19 protein-coding genes, 1 tRNA gene and 2 pseudogenes are annotated in these 21,011 nt (G+C 73.2%); 10 read left to right on the forward strand and 12 right to left on the reverse strand.

Annotated features, from left to right (window positions below):
* Positions 1–47 precede the first annotated feature (47 nt).
* Together ACZ37P_RS11945 and ACZ37P_RS11950 are read right to left on the reverse strand one after the other, a co-directional pair.
* The gene (locus ACZ37P_RS11945; protein WP_467346269.1) at positions 48–839 is read right to left on the reverse strand and encodes an aminotransferase class IV; all 792 of its coding nucleotides are present in this window, start codon (positions 837–839) and stop codon (positions 48–50) included.
* Between the two features lie 43 nt (positions 840–882).
* On the reverse strand, positions 883–1,293 hold the full coding sequence (locus ACZ37P_RS11950) for a RidA family protein (RefSeq protein ID WP_391051369.1): 411 nt from the start codon (positions 1,291–1,293) through the stop codon (positions 883–885).
* 248 nt (positions 1,294–1,541) lie between these two features.
* On the opposite strand from ACZ37P_RS11950, the gene ACZ37P_RS11955 reads away from it, so the two are divergent.
* From ACZ37P_RS11955 to ACZ37P_RS11965, 3 genes and pseudogenes are all read left to right on the forward strand, one after another.
* The gene (locus ACZ37P_RS11955) at positions 1,542–3,740 is read left to right on the forward strand and encodes a DEAD/DEAH box helicase (RefSeq protein WP_467346270.1); all 2,199 of its coding nucleotides are present in this window, start codon (positions 1,542–1,544) and stop codon (positions 3,738–3,740) included.
* A 460-nt stretch (positions 3,741–4,200) separates the two neighbouring features.
* Positions 4,201–4,818: pseudogene (locus tag ACZ37P_RS11960) on the forward strand (ATP-binding cassette domain-containing protein); the annotation flags it as partial.
* A gap of 405 nt (positions 4,819–5,223) precedes the next feature.
* A pseudogene (locus tag ACZ37P_RS11965) lies at positions 5,224–5,683 on the forward strand (ATP-binding cassette domain-containing protein); the annotation flags it as partial.
* Between the two features lie 301 nt (positions 5,684–5,984).
* Here the strand turns inward: ACZ37P_RS11965 and ACZ37P_RS11970 are convergent.
* Positions 5,985–6,866 carry an SDR family oxidoreductase gene (locus ACZ37P_RS11970; RefSeq protein ID WP_467346272.1) on the reverse strand — a complete coding sequence of 294 codons (882 nt, stop codon included), beginning with the start codon at positions 6,864–6,866 and terminating at the stop codon, positions 5,985–5,987.
* Positions 6,867–6,952: 86 nt separating this feature from the next.
* On the opposite strand from ACZ37P_RS11970, the gene ACZ37P_RS11975 reads away from it, so the two are divergent.
* On the forward strand, positions 6,953–7,531 hold the full coding sequence (locus tag ACZ37P_RS11975) for a TetR/AcrR family transcriptional regulator (RefSeq protein ID WP_391163728.1): 579 nt from the start codon (positions 6,953–6,955) through the stop codon (positions 7,529–7,531).
* Between the two features lie 18 nt (positions 7,532–7,549).
* On the opposite strand, the gene ACZ37P_RS11980 is transcribed toward ACZ37P_RS11975, so the two are convergent.
* The 5 genes from ACZ37P_RS11980 to ACZ37P_RS12000 all read right to left on the reverse strand — a co-directional run bounded on the left by ACZ37P_RS11980 (position 7,550) and on the right by ACZ37P_RS12000 (position 10,990).
* A complete protein-coding gene (locus ACZ37P_RS11980) occupies positions 7,550–8,251 on the reverse strand; it encodes a DUF4232 domain-containing protein (RefSeq protein ID WP_467346273.1) in 702 nt (233 codons plus the stop codon).
* A gap of 212 nt (positions 8,252–8,463) precedes the next feature.
* A complete protein-coding gene (locus ACZ37P_RS11985; protein ID WP_355339361.1) occupies positions 8,464–9,477 on the reverse strand; it encodes a DUF5954 family protein in 1,014 nt (337 codons plus the stop codon).
* Positions 9,478–9,613: 136 nt separating this feature from the next.
* Positions 9,614–9,698, reverse strand: a tRNA-Leu gene (locus ACZ37P_RS11990).
* 150 nt (positions 9,699–9,848) lie between these two features.
* Positions 9,849–10,514: an NAD(P)-dependent oxidoreductase gene (locus ACZ37P_RS11995; protein ID WP_401719356.1), complete on the reverse strand. Its 666-nt coding sequence runs from the start codon at positions 10,512–10,514 to the stop codon at positions 9,849–9,851.
* Between the two features lie 122 nt (positions 10,515–10,636).
* A complete protein-coding gene (locus tag ACZ37P_RS12000; protein ID WP_391119403.1) occupies positions 10,637–10,990 on the reverse strand; it encodes a chorismate mutase in 354 nt (117 codons plus the stop codon).
* Between the two features lie 77 nt (positions 10,991–11,067).
* On the opposite strand from ACZ37P_RS12000, the gene fdhD reads away from it, so the two are divergent.
* Entirely contained in the window at positions 11,068–11,913 is an 846-nt protein-coding gene (fdhD, locus tag ACZ37P_RS12005; protein WP_355339355.1) for a formate dehydrogenase accessory sulfurtransferase FdhD, read from the forward strand.
* 65 nt (positions 11,914–11,978) lie between these two features.
* Here the strand turns inward: fdhD and ACZ37P_RS12010 are convergent, their stop codons facing one another.
* The gene (locus ACZ37P_RS12010) at positions 11,979–12,512 is read right to left on the reverse strand and encodes a DinB family protein (protein WP_401719362.1); all 534 of its coding nucleotides are present in this window, start codon (positions 12,510–12,512) and stop codon (positions 11,979–11,981) included.
* Positions 12,427–13,482: a bile acid:sodium symporter family protein gene (locus ACZ37P_RS12015; RefSeq protein ID WP_467346547.1), complete on the reverse strand. Its 1,056-nt coding sequence runs from the start codon at positions 13,480–13,482 to the stop codon at positions 12,427–12,429. The genes ACZ37P_RS12010 and ACZ37P_RS12015 overlap by 86 nt, the downstream gene beginning before the upstream one ends.
* A gap of 210 nt (positions 13,483–13,692) precedes the next feature.
* Here ACZ37P_RS12015 and ACZ37P_RS12020 point away from each other — a divergent pair, with 210 nt between their 5' ends.
* Positions 13,693–14,562, forward strand: a complete 870-nt coding sequence (locus ACZ37P_RS12020; protein WP_467346275.1) for a LysR substrate-binding domain-containing protein — start codon at positions 13,693–13,695, stop codon at positions 14,560–14,562.
* A 344-nt stretch (positions 14,563–14,906) separates the two neighbouring features.
* Entirely contained in the window at positions 14,907–16,733 is a 1,827-nt protein-coding gene (locus ACZ37P_RS12025) for an AMP-dependent synthetase/ligase (protein WP_401311415.1), read from the forward strand.
* A gap of 55 nt (positions 16,734–16,788) precedes the next feature.
* Here ACZ37P_RS12025 and ACZ37P_RS12030 read toward each other — a convergent pair whose 3' ends face one another.
* The gene (locus ACZ37P_RS12030; protein WP_467346277.1) at positions 16,789–17,514 is read right to left on the reverse strand and encodes an SLATT domain-containing protein; all 726 of its coding nucleotides are present in this window, start codon (positions 17,512–17,514) and stop codon (positions 16,789–16,791) included.
* Between the two features lie 464 nt (positions 17,515–17,978).
* On the opposite strand from ACZ37P_RS12030, the gene ACZ37P_RS12035 reads away from it, so the two are divergent.
* On the forward strand, positions 17,979–18,710 hold the full coding sequence (locus tag ACZ37P_RS12035; RefSeq protein WP_391163720.1) for a class I SAM-dependent methyltransferase: 732 nt from the start codon (positions 17,979–17,981) through the stop codon (positions 18,708–18,710).
* A 55-nt stretch (positions 18,711–18,765) separates the two neighbouring features.
* Here the strand turns inward: ACZ37P_RS12035 and ACZ37P_RS12040 are convergent, their stop codons facing one another.
* The gene (locus tag ACZ37P_RS12040; protein ID WP_467346279.1) at positions 18,766–19,488 is read right to left on the reverse strand and encodes a Clp protease N-terminal domain-containing protein; all 723 of its coding nucleotides are present in this window, start codon (positions 19,486–19,488) and stop codon (positions 18,766–18,768) included.
* Between the two features lie 98 nt (positions 19,489–19,586).
* Between ACZ37P_RS12040 and ACZ37P_RS12045 the strand changes: the two genes are divergently transcribed.
* Both ACZ37P_RS12045 and ACZ37P_RS12050 read left to right on the forward strand, forming a co-directional pair.
* Positions 19,587–20,168, forward strand: a complete 582-nt coding sequence (locus ACZ37P_RS12045) for a TetR/AcrR family transcriptional regulator (RefSeq protein ID WP_391163718.1) — start codon at positions 19,587–19,589, stop codon at positions 20,166–20,168.
* A gap of 77 nt (positions 20,169–20,245) precedes the next feature.
* Entirely contained in the window at positions 20,246–21,010 is a 765-nt protein-coding gene (locus ACZ37P_RS12050; RefSeq protein WP_355339331.1) for an SDR family NAD(P)-dependent oxidoreductase, read from the forward strand.
* Position 21,011 lies beyond the last annotated feature (1 nt).

Raw genomic sequence — 21,011 nt, forward strand, 5'->3', positions numbered from 1 at the left:
CTGACCGCGCCCCCGCCGTCACGTCGCGGAGCGCCCGACCGGCGCCGTCAGATGGCGTCCCACGGCGCGGATTCGTACAACTCCCCCACCCGCGCCAGGAGTTCGGCCCGCGTGGGCAGCGGGACGCCGTCGATCTCCGAAACGACCGCCGTGCCGCGCGAGTTGGCCAGGAAGGCGCCGTCGTACGACCCCACGTCGGTGAGCCGCAGCGGGCGGCGGTCCTGCGGGACACCGGCCCGTACGAGTTCACGCTCCAGGACCTGGAGGGTGATGCCGCGCAGATGCGGGGCGGCGTCCGGCCAGACGACGGTGTCGCCGTCGATGAAGCCGACGTTGGTGATGGCGCCCTCGGCGATCTCGCCGCCGGGACCGGCCAACAGCGCCTCGTCGTACCCCGCGGCGGCCACCTGGCGGCCGAAGTACGCCTGCCCGAAGCCGCCGACGTGCTTGAGGTGGGCGGCCGGGCGCTGGTAGGGCACCGACTTGAGGCGCTTGAGGCCGGGTTCGACACCGGCGGGCGGGCGGACGGCGACCATGACGGCGACCGGCTCGTCGGCGCCCTCCACCGGCTGGAAGACGTTGACCCGCACGGAGGCGTCCGCGCGCCCCGACCCGGCCAGCGCGTGCCGCACGTGCGCCCGTACGCGCCCGCCGTCCAGGCCCGCGCCGAACAGCTCCCGCGTGGCGGCGTCGAGGCGTTCGACGTGGAACGCCAGGCCGCGCACCTTTCCGCCGCGTACCTGCATCGCCGTGAAGTGGCCGTAGCCGCCGAGCGCGGGCGCGATGGCCTCCACCGTCGCGGCCCGGCCGTCGATCTCGATGAACGGTGATTGCGTCATGACCTCACCCTAGGCACGCCCGCCCTTCCGGCACACAGGCCCGTCAGCCGGCCAGCGCGGCCGTCAGGTCCAGCTCGACCAACTGCGCGGTGAAGCCGAGCTGTGCCACCCCGAGCAGGGTGCTCGCGGTGTCGAAGGCGCCGCCCAGCGGCGAGGCGTTCAGCGCGTCCCACACCGTGGACAGCGTCTCGCGGTCGTCGCTCACCACGTAGATGACCGAGCGCACGACGTCGCCCGGCCCGGCGCCGACGGCTTCGAGCGCCGTCAGGGCGTTGGCGGCCACCTGGCGGGCCTGGGCGGCGTAGTCGCCGCGGCCGACGATCCGGCCCTCGGCGTCGAGCGGGCACTGACCGGCGAGGTAGGCGGTCCGCCCGGCCTCGACGACGGTGATGTGGTGGTAGCCGGGGGTCTGGTGGAGGGCGGGAGGATTGACGCGGGTGATGTGGGCGCTCATGGGTGGTGAGTCTGCCGGGGCGCGGGGGCCCGGGCCCACCCGTTTTCGGCTCCCGGACCGCGCGGGCGGCTCGGGCGGTCCGGGAGTCCGGGCAGCCCGGCCACCGGAGATTTGGCCGGGGGCCGTCGCGGTGTCGGTGGGGGGTGGAATCATGTGCCGCAGCGGACGGGCCCGGCATCCGTGGTGACACGCGCATCGGCCGCATCGGGACCGGCATCGGAATCGGAATCGGCGGGAGACGGGGAGCCATGGACGCGGACGGGGGTGTCGGACAGGAAGAGGCGGGTGCGCGGCAGGCGCCGGTCGGCAAGCAGGCGCGGAAGGTGTCCGGCCAGGCCGCGAAGCTCGTCGCCTCGGCTCGTACGGTCACCGCGGACCACACACGGGTGCGCGCCGACGTGCGGGCCGCGCTGGTCCCGCTGCGGGAGGTACGGGTCCGCCGCGAGCTGGACGGCATCCCGGTCGCCCGGCTCAAGGACGTCACCGAGGGCAGGCTGCGCCTCGGCGCCATGGAACAGGCCGGGTACGACACGGTCGGCAAGGTCTACGGCGCCCGGTCGTACGAGCTGCGGCAGGTCCCCGGCGTGGGCGCGCAGAGCGCGGACCAGGCCATAGCGGCGGCGCGCCAGATCGCGTCGGCGGCCGAGGAGCACGTGGCCGTCCGTATCGATCCGGCCGACCGGGACGACCCGGACACCACCGCCCTGGTGATGGCGCTCAACCGGCTGGTCAACGCGGGTCCCGAGATTCCGCGGGCCGTGGAGACCGCCGCGCGCGTGGACGCCGAGCTGACACCGCTGCTGGCCGCCGGCCGCCCGGCGGGCGCCCGGCTGCGGATGCTGCTGGCGGGCAGGCTCGGGCGGCTGCGCGCGCAGGACGCCGTGCGGCGGATCGAGGAGCTGCTGGCGGAGCACACCGCCGACGGCACCGGGCTGCTGCTGACCCAGGCGAGCACCGACCTGCTGCGCCCGGCGGCGCCCGCCGCCGAGGCGTGGCTGGACTTCGAGGTCAGGCCGTCGGAGTACACCGTCCTGCTCGCGGAGATCGCCGAACTCGCCCCGGACATCGACGCGGCGGAAGGCTTCCTGCCGTCGTCGGTCTCCGAGCGGGTGCGCGGACAGCGACTTGACGACACGCACCGCCGGGTGTCGCTGCGCGGCTACCAGGCGTTCGGCGCGCGCTTCGCTCTGGCCCAGCGGCGGGTGATCATCGGCGACGAGATGGGCCTGGGCAAGACCATCCAGGCCATCGCGGCCCTGGCCCACCTGCGGGCGGAGGGCCGTACGCACTTCCTCGTCGTCTGCCCGGCGAGCGTGCTGGTCAACTGGTCGCGGGAGATCGAGTCGCGCAGCGCCCTGGACGCGTACCGGCTGCACGGCCCGTACCGGAAAGCGGCGCTGGCGGACTGGGTGCGGGACGGCGGCGTCGCCGTCACCACGTACGACGCGCTGAGTTCGCTGGACGTGCCCGAGGGGGTGCCGCTGGGGATGCTCGTCGTGGACGAGGCGCACTACGTGAAGAACCCGGACACGCGCAGGTCGCGGACCGTCGCGCTGTGGACGGCCAGGACCGACCGCGTGCTGTTCCTTACCGGCACCCCGATGGAGAACCGCGTCGAGGAATTCCGCAGTCTGGTGCACCACCTCCAGCCCGATCTGCTCCCCCACATCCGGCACAGCGACGCGGTCGCGGGCTCGCAGGCGTTCCGCAGGGCCGTCGCCCCGGCCTATCTGCGCCGCAATCAGCAGGACGTGCTCACCGAACTGCCGGAGCTGGCGCAGTCCGACGAGTGGGAGGAGTTCAGCCGTACGGATCTGGCCGCCTACCGGACGGCGGTCGCGGAGGGGAACTTCATGGCGATGCGGCGCGCCGCCTACGCGGCGCCCCATCGTTCGGCGAAGCTCCAGCGGCTGCGCGAACTGGTGAAGGAGGCCGAGGAGAACGAGCTGAAGGTCGTCGTCTTCTCCTTCTTCCGCGACGTGCTGACCACCGTGCACGACGCGCTCGGGCCGGCCGCCTTCGGCCCGCTGACCGGCGCGGTCGCCGCCACCGAGCGCCAGGAGATGGTCGACGCCTTCGCGGCGGTGCCCGGCCACGCGGTGCTGCTCAGCCAGATCCAGGCGGGCGGCACCGGGCTGAACATGCAGGCCGCCTCGGTGGTGATCCTCTGCGAGCCGCAGGTCAAGCCGACCCTGGAGGCCCAGGCCATCGGTCGCGCCCACCGCATGGGCCAGATCCGCCACGTGCGCGTGCACCGGCTGCTGATCGCCGACAGCGTCGACCAGCGCATGCTCGACATCCTCGGCACCAAGCAGGTGCTCTTCGACGCCTACGCGCGCCGCAGCGACCTCGCGGAGTCGACTCCCGACGCGGTCGACATCTCGGAGCAGTCGCTCGCGCGGCGGATCGTGGAGGAGGAGCAGATGAGGCTGTCCCTCACCAAGTGACGGGGGCGCGCGGCGTGGCGCCGTAGAGGGCGCCCGAGGAAGCCGGGGGCCGAGGGGGGCGAGCGTCGCCGGGAGGCCGAGCCCGCCGGGGGCCGGGAGGCGCGGGGGGCCGGGAGGCGCGGGGGCTGGGAGGCGCGGGGGGCCGGGGGCCGTAAATCGGGTTCGTCGTGCCGGACCTCTGCGGTACCGTGATCAGGTCCTGTTGTCTCCGATAGAGGTGGACGTTGCGCATCTGAGGTCCGCGATCATCGCGCGGTACGGCCTTCGCTTCGCCGTATACGCGTCACGTGGCAGTCGGCGTTCCCGCCGCGCCGTGACGTCCGCGCAGATGCGACCTCGGTGCCCCGGGCCGTCCGTCACCTCACGGAGGCCCGCACCCTCCCGCTGTCCGGCCAGGTCGCCGCGTGGTGCTCGCATACGAAGCCCCCCATCCACCGCGCTTTCGACTGCGAGACCCACCATGGCCCATCCCACCGCCACCCCGCCCGGCGCGTCCCTGACCTGCTCGGGGCTGTCCTTCCAGTGGCCGGACGGCACGCCCGTGTTCGACGGCCTGTCCCTGACCATCGGCCGCGGCCGGACCGGGCTCGTCGGCGCCAACGGCACCGGCAAGTCCACGCTGCTGCGGCTGCTCTCCGGCGAACTGCGCCCCGCGCGGGGCTCGGTGAGCGTCGGCGGCACCCTCGCCTGCCTGCCGCAGAACATCACACTCGACACCGGCCTCCGCGTCGACCAGGCGCTCGGCATCGCGGAGCGGCGGGCCGCCCTGCGCGCGATCGAGGCCGGGGACGTGGACGAGGAGCACTTCGAGACGGTCGGCGACGACTGGGACGTCGAGGAGCGGGCGCTGGCGACGCTCGGCACGCTCGGTCTCGGCGGCATCGGCCTCGACCGGGCCGTCGGCGAGATGTCCGGCGGCGAGACCGTACTGCTGCGGCTGGCCGCGCTCCTGCTGGAGCGCCCCGATGTGCTGCTGCTCGACGAGCCCACCAACAATCTGGACCTGGTGGCCAGGCGGCGGCTCTACGAGGCCGTCGACTCCTGGCGCTCCGGCGTGCTGGTCGTGGTCAGCCACGACCGTGAACTGCTGGAGCGCGTGGACCGGATCGCCGAACTGCGGACGGGTTCCGTGAACTGGTACGGCGGCGGCTGGTCGGCGTACCAGGAGGCACTGGCCGCGCAACAGGAGGCGGCCGGACGGACGTTGCGGGCCGCGGAGGCCGATGTGCGGCGGCAGAAGCGGGAGTTGGAGGAGGCGCAGATCAAGGTGGCCAGGCGCCAGAAGCAGGACAAGAAGCTGGACGCCCAGCGGCGGGCGCCGCGGATCGTCGCGGGCGAGAAGAAGCGGTCGGCGCAGGAGTCGGCGGGCAGGCTCCGCGGCGTGCACGAGGACCGGCTCGACGAGGCGCGCGAGCGGCGCGAGGAGGCCGCGGACGCGGTCCGTGACGACGCCGAGATCCGGGTCGACCTCCCCCACACCGCCGTGCCCGCCGGCCGTACGGTCCTGAGCCTGCGCGCGCTGCGCCCCCGGTACGGCCGGCTGCTCGACGGCACCTTCGAGCTACGCGGCCCCGAGCGCGTCGCGCTGGTCGGACGCAACGGGGCGGGGAAGACCACGCTGCTGCGCACCCTCGCCGGTGAGCTGGCGCCGCTGTCCGGCGAGGCGGTCGGTCACGTACCGCTGCGGTTCCTGCCGCAGCGACTCGACGTGCTGGACGAGGAGTTGAGCGTCGCGGCGAATGTGGCCCGGCGGGCGCCCGGCGTCACCGACAACCACATCCGTTCCCAGCTCGCGCGGTTCCTCTTCAAGGGCGCGCGGGCCGAGCAGCGCGCGGGCACCCTCTCCGGCGGCGAACGCTTCCGCGCCGCGCTCGCCGCGACGATGCTCGCCGCTCCCGCGCCCCAACTCCTCATGCTGGACGAGCCCACCAACAACCTCGACCTGGCCAGCCTGCGTCAACTCACCGGCGCCCTGGACTCCTTCGAGGGCGCCCTGCTCGTCGCCAGCCACGATCTGCCGTTCCTGGAGTCGATCGGCGTGACGCGCTGGCTCCTCGTCACGGACGAGCTCCAGGAGACCACCGCGGAGGAGGTCCGGGGACTGCTCGGAGCGGCCGAGGCGTAGGGACGGGCACCAACCGGGACGAGACCTGCAAACCCTGAGCCCGGAAACCCTGAGGCTGCCGAGGTCGCTGAGTGCCTTGGCGTACCTCGGACCGGGAAGCCGACCGGGGCGCCGCCCGCTCAGGGCTGGATGTTCTCCAGGTCCTCCAGGAGACCGGGGTGCTTCGGCTCCCAGCCGAGCACCTTGCGGGTGTGGGCGCTGGACGAGGGCTGGTCGGCCGCGAAGATCGGGCCGAGAGTGCCGTACGTCTCGGCGGGCACGGACTCGACCGGCAGGTTCAGCCCGCGGCCGATGACCGCGGCGATGTCCCGGACCTGGTCGCCCTCGTCGGCCACGGCGTGCCAGGCGGTCCCGGCCTCCGCGCCTTCCAGCGCGAGCCGGAAGAGCACCGCCGCGTCGAGCGCGTGCACGGCGGGCCAGCGCTGGGTGCCGTCGCCCGGGTAGCCGGAGACGCCGCTCTGGCGCGCGATGTGGGTCAGCAGACCGGCGAAGCCGCCCGTGCCCTCGTTGTGGACCGTACGCGGCAGGCGCACGGCCGAACTCCTGACCCCGCGCGAGGCCAGGTCCAGGACCGCCGTGACCGCGCGACCGCGACCGCCGACGGGTCCCTCGGTCGGGACCGGGTCGCTCTCGACGGAGGCGCGGCCCGGCACGTAGGGCGTGCCGGAGGCGGTGACGAAGGGGCGGTCGCTGCCGACCAGCGCCTCGCCGAGGGCCGCGAGGGCGGCGGTCTCCTCGGCGACCGCGTTCGCGACCGCTTCGGCGCTGCTGAAGTCGTTGGCGAACGCCAGGTGGACCACCCCGTCGGCGCGCCCGGCGCCGGTGCGCAGGGCGTCCAGGTCGGCGAGGTCTCCCCTGATCGCCTCGGCCCCGGCCGCCTCCGCGGCTCGCGCGGACGCGTCGGAACGGGTGAGTGCGAGGACGGTGTGGCCGTTGCCGAGCAGTTCGGCGACGACGGCGGAGCCGATCAGACCGGTGCCGCCGGTGACGAAGACGCGCATGGAAACACTCCCACAAGTGACGGGACTCTTGTCCCATCACCGTAACAGACTGATGGGACAAGAGTCCCGTCAGATAGGATGACCTCATGAGCCGGTGGGAACCAGGGGCGCGCGAACGCCTCGTCGTGGCCGCCGTCGACCTGTTCACCGAGCAGGGGTACGACGCCACGACCGTCACGCAGATCGCCGAGCGTGCCGGGGTCACCAAGAGCACCTTCTTCCGGCACTTCCCCGACAAGCGCGAGCTGCTGGTCGCGGGGCAGGAGACGCTGAGCCGGCTGCTGGCCGAGGGAATCGCCGAGGCGCCCGCGGACGCCAGCCCGCTGGAGGCGGTCGCCGCCGGTCTCGCGCGCGCCTCGACCGCGATGGGCCCCATGAACCGCGACTTCGCCCCCCGCCTCAAGGCGGCCGTCGCCGCCAGCGCCGAGCTCCAGGAACGGGACGCGCTCAAGAGCGTCAGCCTCGCCAACGCGATGACCAGCGCCCTGGCGGCGCGCGGGATTCCCGGTCCGACCGCCGCCCTCGCGGGCGAACTCGGCCTCCTCGCCTTCAAGCGGGGTTACGCGGTCTGGTCCGAGGGCGACCGCGACGCCGGGGACGACCTGGGCGGGCACCTCGTCACGGCCCTCGATGAGCTGCGCGCGGCGAGCGCGTCGCTGGGCTGAACCGGAGACAGCATGCGGTCACTTGCCCGCGCCGACCGCGTTCATGTGGATCTGAGCGGTCTGGACGTTCTCGTCGGGGTTGTCGAGCGGGATGTTGATGGTCGCGCCGACGCTCGTGGAGTGGGTCTCGTTGGGCGGCGTGACGGTCATCGTGGTGAAGGTGTAGCCGCTGCCGCCGCTGTTGTTGAACGGGTAGTACAGGACGGCTTCGGTGCGCTCGCCGGGAGCCAGCGTGACGGTGGGCACCTCGCTGCCGGGGCGGCGGGCGACGTTCACGGTGTCCGTGCCGCTCTTCAGGTCGATGCCCGCGAAGCCGTGCATCGTGCAGGAGCCGGAGCCGGTGTTCTTGAAGTGGATCAGCTCCATGCCCTCGCCCGAGATGCCGTGCTCGGCCGAGATGGCCAGGTTCGAGGTCGTGCACATGGCGCCGGCCGCCGACCCGCCGTTCGAGGAGCCGCCGTTCGACGAGCCGGAGCCTCCGGTCGTACCGCCGGAACCGCCGCTGGAGCCGCTGTCGGAACCGCTGCTGGAGCCGTCACCGGAACCACCGGAGGAGCTGTCCTGGCCGGGCGCGGCACTGGGCGACGACGTGGCGCCGGGGGCACTGGGCGACGCCGTCGTACCGGAGGCGCTGGAGTCGTCGGGGCCACAGGCCGTGAGCGACATTCCGGCGGCCACGACGACGAGGGCGAGAACCGAGAGCCTCTTGCTGCTGCGCATTGCTACTCCGTAAGTCGGGTGCCGGCCCGCCCGTCGCGGACCTTCTGCGCTGATGGAGGCACCCGGCAGGGGCGGCGGTTGCGCGGGGAATCCCACCGGGACGCCCCCGTGACATGCGAGAAGCATGATCAAGACAGACGGAATGCGGTCGTCGCATCCGTCACACGAATCCCCGGCGGCCCGGTGGGCACGTCACCGCACCGGGCCGGTGGTCACTCGTCGTAGGTGATGTTCCCGTGCTCGTCCATCGTGGGGTGGATCTTCGACGGGCCGTACGGGTCGACGTCGGAGGGGCGGGGCGGCTCGGGGCCGTCGGCGCCGACCCGGATCAGCCGCGCGACGCGGGCCACGGAGAACTGCCGGCCGCCGACCTCGAGTTCGTTCGCCCGGCCGGCGGCGCGGAACTCCTCGGCGGCGCGGGCGTAGTCGGCCTCCTCGTCCGCGTCCAGCTCGTACATCCGGGGCCACATGGTGGTCAGCGCGTCGGCCAGGGCCCGGCGGGCGGCGTGCGGGGTGGCCAGGATGTTGATGGCCGGTTCCCAGCCGACGTCCGTCCGCTCGACCACCCGGAACGCCGCCGGGAGCAGGACGACTCCCGGATGCGTCCGCAGCGCGGACCGCGAGTCGGCCCGTACGTCGGCGGGGTAGCGGAGGCTGCGGTAGTGCAGGTCGCGCAGCGCGAGGCGTTCGGCGCTCGCCATCACCCCGGTCGCGGCGGCGTGGTCGATGACGACGTCGCCGTCCAGCTCGGGGTCCGCGGCGCGGTCGTCCCAGTCCAGGACCGCGGGATCGGGGTCGGTGGGGCGCGGCGGCTCGACCTTGCCGTCGTGGGTGTAGAAGAACTCGTCGCCGCGGACGACCCGGTAGCGGGTCCCGGCCACGGTCAGCTCGTCGAGGGGTTCCGACTCCAGGCGGTCGACCGCCGACAGCAGTTCCCGGCGCAGCGCCGGGTCGTCGGTGTCCTCCTTGGCCCGGAACCAGAGGCGGGAGTTGAGGGCGTCGCGCGACGCCTGGGGGAAGCCGTCCGTCATGGGGGTCAGCAATCGCCATCCGACGTCGCCCGGTGCGCACGCCGCCAGGGCGAAGAGCGGGCCGCGGACGATGTAGTGCCCGTACCGCTGCGCGGCGTCTCTGCGGTCTGCCTCGGCGGCCAATTCGACGGGGTGGCCGCCTAGTTGGACGTTCATGATCAGGTTCTCTGACGCTGTGGGTTCGTCCCCGCTCATGGAGCCATTGTCCCCACACCCGAGCGGCGGCTGTCAGCGAATTGCCTGATACCGCACACCACACGTATGCGACATCGTTGTCAGCAGGGGGCTGAAAAAGGCCGCCCGAAGGCGGCCTTGTCAGGAAAACCATGGGTGTCCGAGGGGGGACTTGAACCCCCACGCCCGATAAAGGGCACTAGCACCTCAAGCTAGCGCGTCTGCCATTCCGCCACCCGGACGGGGTGTGGCACCGCGACCCGCCGGGTCGTGGTGACGGGGTCAACGATACCAAGGATTCGGAGTGCTTCTCACCTGGGATTGCGGCGGGCGGTCCGGCCGGGTGCGGGGCCCGGACGGACGCTGCGGAGCAGGTGGGGGCGGGTGGGGGCTCAGGTGGCGATGCCGATGGCCTGCTTGACGGTGGCGGGGTCGGAGAGGGCGTGGAGCATGAAGTGGGCGACGTCGGCGCGGGAGGCGAGGGCGCCGCCCCGGAGGTTCTGGTCGACGGCGGTGCGGTAGGTGGTGGAGAGCGGCTTGTCGGTGAGGCGGGGCGGACGGACGGAGGTCCAGTCGAGGCCGCTGTCGCGGAGGATGTCCTCCATGAGGGCGAGGTCGGCGAAGTGCTTGCCCAGGAAGAGCTTGCCCACGGGGGCGCCGACATAGCGCATGAGGGGGCCCTCGCCCGGGTCGTGCTTGGGCGGGTTCGGACGGCCGGGCGACGGGGTGGTGGAGACCGGCGCGGCGCTGACGACGACGATCCGGCGGGCGCCGGTGGCCTGCATGGCCTCGACGATGGCGCGGGTGCCGACCGAGGTGATGCCGGTCTGGGCCCGTGAGCTGGGGCCGAACGCGGACAGGACGCCGTCGGCGCCCTCGACCGCGCCGCGCAGCGCGTCGGCGTCGGGGTGGGTGAGGTCGGCGGTGACGGAGTGGACGTCCCGGGTGAGTCGCGCCGGATTGCGGACGACGGCCGTCACGTCGTGTCCCGCGTCGACCGCCTGATCGACCAGGAGCCGGCCGATCCCCCCGGTCGCCGCGAAGATCGTGAGCTTCATGTGGTGGCTCCCTGTGTGTGCGTGTGCTGTGCCAGGTTCAACGCGGCGCCCCACCACCGGGTTTCGGGGTGCGGGCGCCGGGCACTTGACGCACGGTCAGGAGCGGCCGTTCAGGGGGCCGGTCAGGAACCGTTGTTCGGGGCCTGCTTCGGACGGGCGGCGATGGCACGGTGGTGCCGTACGACCTCGTCGATGATGAAGTTGAGGAACTTCTCGGCGAAGGCCGGATCGAGCTTGGCGTCCTCCGCGAGGCGGCGCAGCCGGGCGATCTGGTCGGCCTCGCGGGCCGGGTCGGCGGCCGGGAGGTGGTGTGCGGCCTTCAGCTCACCGACCTGCTGGGTGCACTTGAAGCGCTCGGCGAGCAGGTGCACCAGCGCCGCGTCCAGGTTGTCGATGCTGCCGCGCAGGGCGCGGAGTCTTTCCAACGCCTCCTCGTCGCTCACCAGTGAGTGCTCGGCGGTCGGCTGGTCGCTCATCTCGGTCTGCCATCCTGGTCGGTCCGTGGTGCTCGGCGGCGAGTTCCCGATCACCCTACCTATGTCACTCTTGAGGCATGGGACGGGTCACCGAGCGGCGCCGCGTACTGCGGATCAGGGACGGCGTGGCGGGGCACCGCGCGGACACGCTGGTGGCCGAGGAGCCGCTGGAGATCCGGCTGAACGGCAAGCCGCTCGCCATCACGATGCGCACACCCGGCGACGACTTCGCGCTGGCCACCGGCTTCCTGGTCAGCGAGGGCGTGCTCGCCGCGGCCGACGACGTCAGGTCGGTGGTGTACTGCGCGGGCGCCACCGCGGACGGCGTGAACACGTACAACGTCGTGGACGTCCAGCTCGCGCCCGGTGTCCCGCTTCCGGACATCTCGCTGGAGCGGAACGTTTATACGACGTCGTCCTGCGGGCTGTGCGGCAAGGCCAGCCTGGACGCGGTGCGTACGGCGACGCGGCTGCCGATCACCGATCCGGACTCCCCCAGGCTCACCCCGGCGCTGCTGTCCTCGCTGCCCGACCGGCTGCGCGCCGCGCAGGCCGTGTTCGACCGCACCGGCGGGCTGCACGCCGCCGCCCTCTTCGACGAGCACGGCGAGCTGCTGGACGCGCGGGAGGACGTGGGGCGGCACAATGCGGTGGACAAGCTGGTCGGCCGGGCGCTGCGCGAGGGCCGGCTGCCGCTGGCGGGACACATCCTCATGGTCTCGGGCCGCGCCTCGTTCGAACTGGCGCAGAAGGCCGTGATGGCGGGCATCCCCGTACTGGCCGCCGTCTCCGCCCCCTCCTCGCTCGCCGTCGATCTGGCCGCGGAGTCCGGTCTCACCCTCGTCGGCTTCCTGCGCGGCAACTCCATGAACGTGTACGCGGGCGAGTCCCGTATCGCGCTCGCGGCGGAGCACACCGGGTGACCGGGTCATCGGGTCACCGGCTGATCGGGTCACCGGCTCATCGGGTGATCCGCTGAACGGGGCCGTCAGCGGCCGACGTCCCCGTCGTACCGCTCGCGGATGATGTCGGCGTGGCCCGCGTGCCGCGCCGTCTCCTCGATCATGTGGACCAGCACCCAGCGCAGGGACGGCGGCGGGGTCTCGCGCAGGGAGCGGGCGCCGGGGCGTTCGAGGTCGGCGCAGGCGGCGACGGTCTCGTTGCTGCGCAGGGCGGCGGCGCGGTAGGCGGCGATCAGTTCGGCGCCGCTCTCGTCGTCGGACGGCGGGATCTCGTCGTCCCGCAGCGGGAGGTCGGCGCCCTCGTAGGCCCAGACGAACCAGTTGAACTCGACGGCCGTGAGGTGCTTGACCAGGCCGAGGAGGCTGGTGCCCGAGGTGACGCCCGGCGCCTTCGCGACCTCGTCCGGCACGCCTTCCGCCTTGGCGACGACGGCCTCCCGCAGATAGTCGAGGAAGCTCAGCAGCGTCGTCGGCTCATCCGCGTTCAGCCCCGGCGGGCGCAGGTCGCCGCGGAGCGGCGGCGGGTCCGGCTGGTCGCGTGGCGTCGTCGTCCTGGTCATCGCGCCACGCTACCTCCGGGTCGGGCCGGCGTGCCCAGCGTTTCGCGATCACCGCGCAGACCATGAGCTGCATCTGGTGGAAGAGCATCAGCGGCAGTACGGCGAGCCCGGCGCCGGACCCGAACAGCACGGTGGCCATGGGCAGTCCGGACGCCAGGCTCTTCTTGGACCCGGCGAAGACGATGGTGATCCGGTCGGCCCGGTCGAAGCCGAGGCGGCGCGCGCCGAAGGAGGTGAGACCGAGCATCAGGGCGAGCAGCACCGCCTCCAGGACGAGCAGTTCCGCCAGCCGCGGCACCGGGACCTTGTGCCAGATGCCCTCGGCCATGCCCGCGCTGAAGGCGGTGTAGACGACCAGCAGGATCGACCCGCGGTCGACGTAGCCGAGCACCTTGCGGTGCCGGATGAGGAAGCCGTTGATCCAGCGGCGCAGCACCTGCCCGGCGACGAAGGGCGCGAGCAGTTGGAGGGAGATGTCGAGCAGCGCGTGCGCGTCGACGCCGGAGTCGCCGCCGATGAGGGCCGCGGCCAGCAGCGGGGTGAGGACGATCCCGGCGAGGCTGGAGAAGGACCCGGCGCAGATGGCGGCGGCGACGTTGCCGCGGGCGATCGAGGTGAACGCGATCGAGGACTGGATGGTGGACGGCAGCAGGCACAGGAAGAGGAAGCCGGGGTAGAGCTGCGGCGCCAGGACGTACGGGACCAGGCCGCGGGCGGCCAGGCCCAGCAACGGGAAGGCGACGAAGGTGGCGGCGAGCACGGTGAGGTGCAGCCGCCAGTGGCGCAGCCCGGTCAGCGCCTCGCCGGTGGACAGCCGGGCGCCGTAGAGGAAGAAGAGCAGCGCGACCGCGCCGTTGCTGGCGTGGCTCGCGGTGTGCGCGGCGGTCCCGGTCGCGGGCAGCAGAGCGGCGAAGGCGACGGTGGCGAGCAGGGCCGCGATGTACGGGTCGACGGGCAGCCGCCTGAGCAGCCCCGACCGCTTCGGGGCCCGCGGCGCGGTATCTGGCGGGTCCTGCGGCGCGGAGTCCGTCACGGCGGCCCGCGGCGCGGTGTCTGGCGGGTCCTGCGGCGCGGTATCTGATGGCACCGCTCCAGCATCGTCGGGGCGTCGGCGATCGGGAAGCCCGGTTGCCGTACTCACTGTCATCACGGAACGCGATAGCCGGACTAGACTTGCGGCATGTTCGATCCCGTGCAGCTGCGGACCTTCCTCGCCGTGGCGCAGACGCTGAGCTTCACGCAGGCCGCGCAGCGGCTGGGGCTGCGGCAGTCCACGGTGAGCCAGCATGTGCGGCGCCTGGAGGAGGCGGCGGGCTGCCGGCTCTTCGCCCGCGACACCCACGGCGTGGAGCTGACCGAGGACGGCGAGGCCATGCTCGGCTTCGCCCGGACGATCCTGGAGGCGAACGAGCGCGCGGCCGGTTTCTTCACCGGCACCCGGCTGCGCGGACGGCTGCGCTTCGGCGTCTCGGAGGACTTCGTGCTGACCCGGCTGCCGGAGATCCTGGAAGGCTTCAGGCGCGAGCACCCCGAGGTCGACCTGGAGCTGACCGTCGAACTGTCCGGCACCCTCCACCAGTGGCTCGACGCGGGACGGCTCGACCTGTGCCTGGCCAAGCGGCAGGGGCCGAACGGCCCCGGACGGCTCGTGTGGCGCGACAAGCTGGTGTGGATCGGCGGCGAGCGGCTGCGCCTGGACCCGGACCGTCCGGTGCCGCTGATCGCCTTCCCTCCGCCCGGCATCACCCGCGCCCGCGCGCTGGAGGTGCTGGAGCGCGACGGGCGGGCCTGGCGGGTGGCGTGCACCAGCGCCTCGCTCAGCGGTCTGGTCGCGGCGGCCCGCGCGGGCCTCGGCGTGATGGCGCACGCGCAGGGCCTGGTGCCCGCCGGGCTGGTACGGCTGCCCGCCCGGTCCGGGCTGCCGGAACTGGGCGCGGTGGACTTCGTCCTGCTGCACGGGCGGCGGCAGGCCCGCGCCCAGGACGCGGCCGACGCGCTGGCCGCGGCGATCCTCGCGGGCGGCGACCGGCTGCACAAGCCGCTGCCCTGACCAGGCGCGGGGCCGGACGCGGGGCCGGACGCGGGGCGGATGACGCGGGGCCGGGCGCGGGGCCGAACGACGCGGAGCCGCGGGCGGGGCCGGGCGCGGGGCGCACGTGGCCCCTGGGACAGTGGAGCGCCAGTGACCGGTCGGCGCAGATTTGGTGGAGATAAAAGTACGGCGGCGGAAGCATCGGAAACGGCCGCGTGGGCACGACTCCCTTGTGAGACGCGGTCATACGCCCGCCACCAGCACAGATGTCCGATAACACGGGTCTGCCACGGCCCTCCCGCCCGTGCGGCGGATCGGATAGCTTACGGGCCCCGCACTGTGCGGTATGAGGAGAGCACCCGTTGCGCGAGTTCACCGTCCCCCCCATGGCCACGACGCCACAGGCCGGAGGTTTGGCGGATGCCGTGTTCGGCAACGCACGGCAGGCCCCCGACAAGGTGGTGTTCGGCCGCGCGGACGAGGACGGCGTCTGGCAGGACGTGACGACGAGCGAATTCCGCGACCAGGTGCTCGCGGTGGCCAAGGGGCTGCTGGCCGAGGGCGTACGGTTCGGCGACCGGGTCGCGATCATGTCCCGTACCCGGTACGAGTGGACGCTGTTCGACTTCGCGCTGTGGGCGATCGGCGCCCAGTCCGTACCGGTCTATCCGACCTCCTCCTCCGAGCAGGTGCGGTGGATGCTGCACGACTCGGGCGCGGTGGCGGCGGTCGTGGAGCACGAGGACCACGCCATGACGATCGGCGCGGCCGTGGACGAACTGCCCGCGCTGACCCGGCTGTGGCAGCTCGACTCCGACTGCGTGACCGAACTGTCGGAGGCCGGGCGGCAGATCGGCGACGACGTCGTGGAGCGGCACCGTCTCGCCGTCACGCCCGACGCCGTCGCCACCGTCATCTACACCTCGGGCACCACCGGGCGGCCCAAGGGCTGTGTCCTCACGCACGCCAACTTCATGGCGGAGACCGAGAACGTGGTGGCCCGCTGGGAGCCGGTCTTCCGGAGCAAGCCGGGCGAGGAGCCGTCCACACTGCTCTTCCTGCCGCTGGCGCACGTCTTCGGCCGCATGGTGGAGGTCGCCGCGGTACGGCACCGGATCCGCCTCGGCCACCAGCCGAGCATGACGGCCGCCGAACTCATCCCGAGCCTCGCCGCCTTCCGGCCGACGTTCGTCCTGGCCGTGCCGTACGTCTTCGAGAAGGTCTACCAGGGCGCGCGCCGCAAGGCGGAGGCGGGCGGCAGGCTCGGGCCGTTCGAGAAGGCGGTCGACGTCGCGGTGCGGTACGCGGAGGCGGTGGAGGCGCGGGCCTTCGGCACCGGGCCAGGTCCGAGCACGGGTCTGCGGATGCAGCACCAGCTCTACGAGAAGCTGGTCTACAGCAAGGTCCGCGACGCGCTCGGCGGCCGGGTGCGGCACGGTATCTCGGGCGGCTCGGCGATGGACCGGCGGCTCGGCCTGTTCTTCTCCGGCGCGGGCGTCACGATCTACGAGGGCTACGGCCTGACCGAGACGACGGCCGCCGCGACCGCGAACCCGCCGGAGCAGACGCGTTTCGGCACCGTCGGCCAGCCGGTGCCCGGCACCACCGTGGCCATCGCCGACGACGGCGAGATCTGGCTGAGCGGCGGCCAGGTCTTCCACGGCTACCTCAACAACGCAAAGGCCACCGAGGAAGTGCTGCGGGACGGCTGGCTCGCCACCGGGGACCTGGGCGCGCTCGACGAGGACGGTTATCTGACGATCACCGGCCGCAAGAAGGAGATCCTGGTGACCAGCGGCGGCAAGAGCGTGTCGCCGGTCGCGCTGGAGGAGCGGGTCCGGGCGCACCCGCTGGTCGCGCAGTGCGTGGCCGTGGGCAACAACCGGCCCTTCGTCGCCGCGCTGATCACCTACGACCGGGAGGCCGTCGAGCACTGGCTGCGGATGCGCGGCAAGCCGAATCTGCCCGCCACCGAGCTGGTGCACGACCCGGACCTGGAGGCGGAGATCCGGCGGGCCGTGGTCGCCGCGAACACCCTTGTCTCGCAGTCCGAGTCGATCCGCACCTTCCGCATCCTGGCGGCGCCGTTCTCGGAGGAGCGCGGCACCTTGACGCCGTCGCTGAAGCTGAAGCGGCGGGCGATAGAGAACGCGTACGCGCGGGAGATCGAGGCGCTCTACCGGGGCTGAGACGGGAGCCCGGCCCGCCGGGCCTGCGTCAGGAAGCCCACGTCAGGGGCTGGCCCTACGCCAGGGGCTGCCGGTCGCCGGATGCGGCCGGGCCGCCTGGTGCGGCCGGTACCGCAGCGCCTGACAGGCCGCCGTCCGCCTCGTTGAGCTGCCGGATGCGCGCGCTCAGGTCCGTACGCCAGTCGACGGTCTCGGACTCGACGTGGCCGCGCACCGTCGTGACGAGCCGGGCGATGAGGGCCAACTGGCGCTCGACCTCGGCCGGTTCGAGCGGTCCCGAGGTACGGGCGGCGGCTCCTCCCGGCCCGGCCCGCAGCACGTCGGCGGCCCATTCGAGGCGTACGGCGTTCAGCTCGCCGCGCAGCGCGTGGGCGACGGTGATGTCCCGCATCCAGCCCGCGGACAGCCCGAAGAAGTGGTCGAATCCCTTGCAGCCCGCGGCGACGGCGAGCAGGACGTATCCCCAGCCCTGCCCGGAGCCACCGCTCGCCGCGGTGGCCAGCGGCACGGCCGTACCGGCCACCGCGAGGGCGATGGCCAGCGCCTGGAGCGTGCGGGAGGCGGTGCGCTTGCGCCGCTTGTCGCGCTGGTACCAGTCGATGGCGTCCTGCGCCTCCTGCTCGGCCCAGGCGCGCAGCCGCGCCAGCGCCTCGCGCTGCCCGTCCGGTCCTTCGACCGCGATGTCGGGGAAGGGCCTGCCGCCCAGATCGCGGGCCTGCCGTTGCCGCCGCCCGGTCCCGGACGCGCCCGTCGGCGTACCGCCGCCGTCCAGCTCAGTCATCCGGCGAGGCTATCGGCTACCGCGCCGCCGTCACGTCCGGTCGCGGTAACGCGCCGTTTCTCAGGGCGGGTTCACCGCCGAGCCGTGGGATTCCGCACCCACAAGCCCCGCAGGACCCCCACCGAGCCCGAGGGGCGCCGTGTGACGCGTATACGGAAACGTGCGGCGCGCTGACGGGACGTGGGGCCGAAGGGCGTGCGCGAGCCATCGCGGTGTCCGGTTCCCGCCGCGCCCGTCCGCGCCGTGCGGGGGACGGGCGGTCGGCGGCACCTGCGGTGCGCTGGACCGCGCCGCGCTCGGGCCGGTCGGGCCCGGCCGCGCGGAACCGGTGAATCCGGACAACGGCACCCGCCTCGGGCCGGATCCGGACCCTTCGGCCAGACGTAACACTGGCCTCACCACGTAACCGGCGCGCAAGGTCCCGGGTGAACCCCTGTTCACCTGGGGCCTCTAGCATTTCGCACATGCTGGACTACGACGTGGAGGCGGCGCGTTACGACGCCACGCGCGGGGGTGTGCCGCGGGCCCGGTCAGCGGCCCGCGCGATCCTCGCCCTGGTGCCCGAACGCGCGGGCACACTGCTGGACATCGGCTGCGGTACGGGTCTGGTCACCGGGCTGCTCGACCGGCCGGGACTGCGGGTGTTCGGCGTCGACTCCTCCGAGGGCATGGCCCAGGTGGCCGCCGAGCGCCTCGGCGCCTCGGTGGTGCTGGGCAACTGCCATCGGCTGCCCTTCGCCGACGCGTCCTTGGACGCGGTGAGCGCGGTGTGGCTGCTGCACCTGCTGCCGGACGCACCCGCGGTGGTCGCCGAGTGCGCCCGCGTACTGCGGCCCGGCGGGGTGTTCGTGACGACGGTCGACAAGGACTCGGGCCACGACATGAACAGCGACGTGGACGAACTGCTGGCGCCCTACCGGGTGCGGAAGGCGTACGACGCGGCCCCGCGGATCCTGGCCGTCGCCTCGGAGCACGGGCTGCGCAGGGCGGGCGAGGCGCGCTTCACCGGCCATGGGCAGGGCCGCTCCCCCGAGCGGACCGCCGGGGATCTGGAGCGCGGGTACTACGCGTCGGCGCTGGCGCTGGACGACGAGCAGGCCGGCGCGCTGGTGCGGCGGCTGGCGCTCCTTCCCGGCCAGCAGGTGCCGCGCCCCGACCCGGTGTACCGGCTGCTGGCGCTGCGCAAGGAGAGCTGAGGGGCGACGCCGGACCGGCCGGGGAGGGCCGGCCGGCGCCGGGCGGCCGTGCCGGTCACTCCTTGGCGAGGTCGGCCAGGCTCGCGAGGGTCCACGCCTCCGCCGCCTCGTGCGTGACGCCGAGGCCGGCGAGCGCTCTGGCGGCAGGTTCCTGGTCGTCGCTGAGGACGCCGAGCAGGATGTGTTCGGTGCCGATGTAGTTGTGGCCGAGCCGCAGGGCCTCGCGCAGCGCCAGGTGGAGGGTCTTCTTGGCGGCGGGGCTGACCGGGAGGTTGCCCTTGAGGGGCTCTTCCTCGGTGCCGGGGGTGGAAACGGCGGCGCGGACGGCTTCCGCGTTGACGCCGAGGGCGCCGAAGCACAGGGCGGCGAGGCCGTGGGGCTCGTCCAGCAGGCCGAGGACCAGGTGCTCGGGTGCCACGGCGCTGTGCCTGGCGCCGCGGGCCTCCTCCTGTCCGGCGGCGACGGTCTTGCGGGCGCGCGCGGTGAAGCGGTTGAAGCCCGCCTCCACGCTCAGATACTCCAGGTCCTCGGGGACCTTGGGCACGAACCGCTTCTGCGCGGCCTGCTTGCTCACCCCCATGTGCTGGCCGATGTCGGTCCAGGAGGCGCCCGCCCTGCGGGCCTGGTCCACGAAGTGGCCGATGAGGTGGTCGGCGATTTCGCCGACGTGGGTGGCGACGGCCACCGCGTGCTGGAGGTCTTCGAGCGGTTCGCTGCCGGGGTGCTGTTCCTTGACGTAGTCGATGAGGTCGTCGAGTCGTACCGGGTGTTGGGTCATGCGTCAACTTTAGGTTGACGATTCCTCGGTCGTCAACCTTTAGTTGACGATCGGCTCTTTCTTGACCGACCGTTCTCATTGAATCTAGGGTCATCGGCATGGCGAGGAGCAAGGAATTCGACCCGGACACGGCGCTCCAGGCGGCACTTGAGCTGTTCTGGCGGCGCGGTTACGAGGCCACGTCGATGGCCGACCTCGTCGAGGCGCTGGGCATCGCGCGGGCGAGCGTCTACGCCACCTTCGGCAGCAAGCACGAGCTGTATCTGCTGGCGCTGCGCCGCTACGGCGAGCTGTGCGACCCGCGGCTGCTGGAGGAGTTGTCACAGCCGGGGCCCGCGCTGCCGGGGGTACGGGCGGTGGTGACCCGCTTCGCCGAGGAGTCCGCGCGCGACGAACTGCGGCGCGGCTGCTTCATGACCAACACCGCGGTGGAGCTGGCCCCGCACGACCGGGCCGCGGCCCGCCGGGTGGAGGCGAGCTGGGACCTGCTGGAGGCCGGGCTGACCTCGGCGCTGCTGCGGGCCCGCGCCCAGGGCGAGCTGCCCGCCGGGCGGGACCCGCGGGCGCTGGCCCGCATGCTCCTGGTGCTGCTCCAGGGGATCCGCGTGGTCGGCAAGGCCGGCGGCGACCCGGAACGCCCGCGCGACGCCGCGGCGCAGGCGCTGGCCCTGCTCGACTGACCGGACGGGTCCGAGCCCTCTTTTCGCGACCGATCGTTCTCATTCCCGTAGGCACCCAAGGCATCTGGAGAGCCGTCATGTCCGACACCTTCACCGGCAGGGCCGTCCTCGTCACCGGCGGCGGCAGCGGTATCGGGCGGGCCGTCGCGCTCGCCTTCGCCCGTGCGGGCGCCCGCGTCGCCGTCGCCGGGCGGAGTGAGCGGACCCTCGAGGAGACGGTCGCCCTCATCGCGGCCGAGGGCGTCGGCGAGGCCGCCGCCGTACCCGCCGACATCACCGTCGCGCCGGACGTCGAGCGCCTGGTCGACGCCGTGACGGCCCGCTTCGGCGGCCTCGACGTGGCCGTGAACAACGTCGGCGTCATCACCCCTCCCGCCCCGGTCGCCGACATATCCGAGGCCGACTGGCGGCACAGCCTCGACACCAACCTGACCGGGCTGTGGCTCTCCATGAAGTACGAGATCGGCTACATGCGGGCGCACGGCGGCGGCGCCGTCGTCAACGTCGCCTCCAACATCGGCGCCCACCGCCGCGTTCCCGGCCTCGGCGCGTACACCGCGGCCAAGGCCGCCGTCAGCGCCCTCACCCGCGCCGCCGCCCTCGACCACATCGGCGACGGCGTCCGGATCAACGCCGTCAGCCCCGGCGCCGTCGACACCCCCATGTCCTCGCGCCCCGGCGAGACCCCCGCCGCCAAGGCCGCCCGCCTGCGCGCCCAGATCCCCCTCGGCCGCGCGTCCAGCGTCGCCGAGATCGCCGCCGCCGTCCTCCACCTCGCCTCCCCCGCGGCCACCTCCACCGTGGGCACCGACCTGGTGATCGACGGCGGCGCCACGGCCTGAC

It is taken from the genome of Streptomyces sp. NPDC024632, from assembly GCF_055559175.1.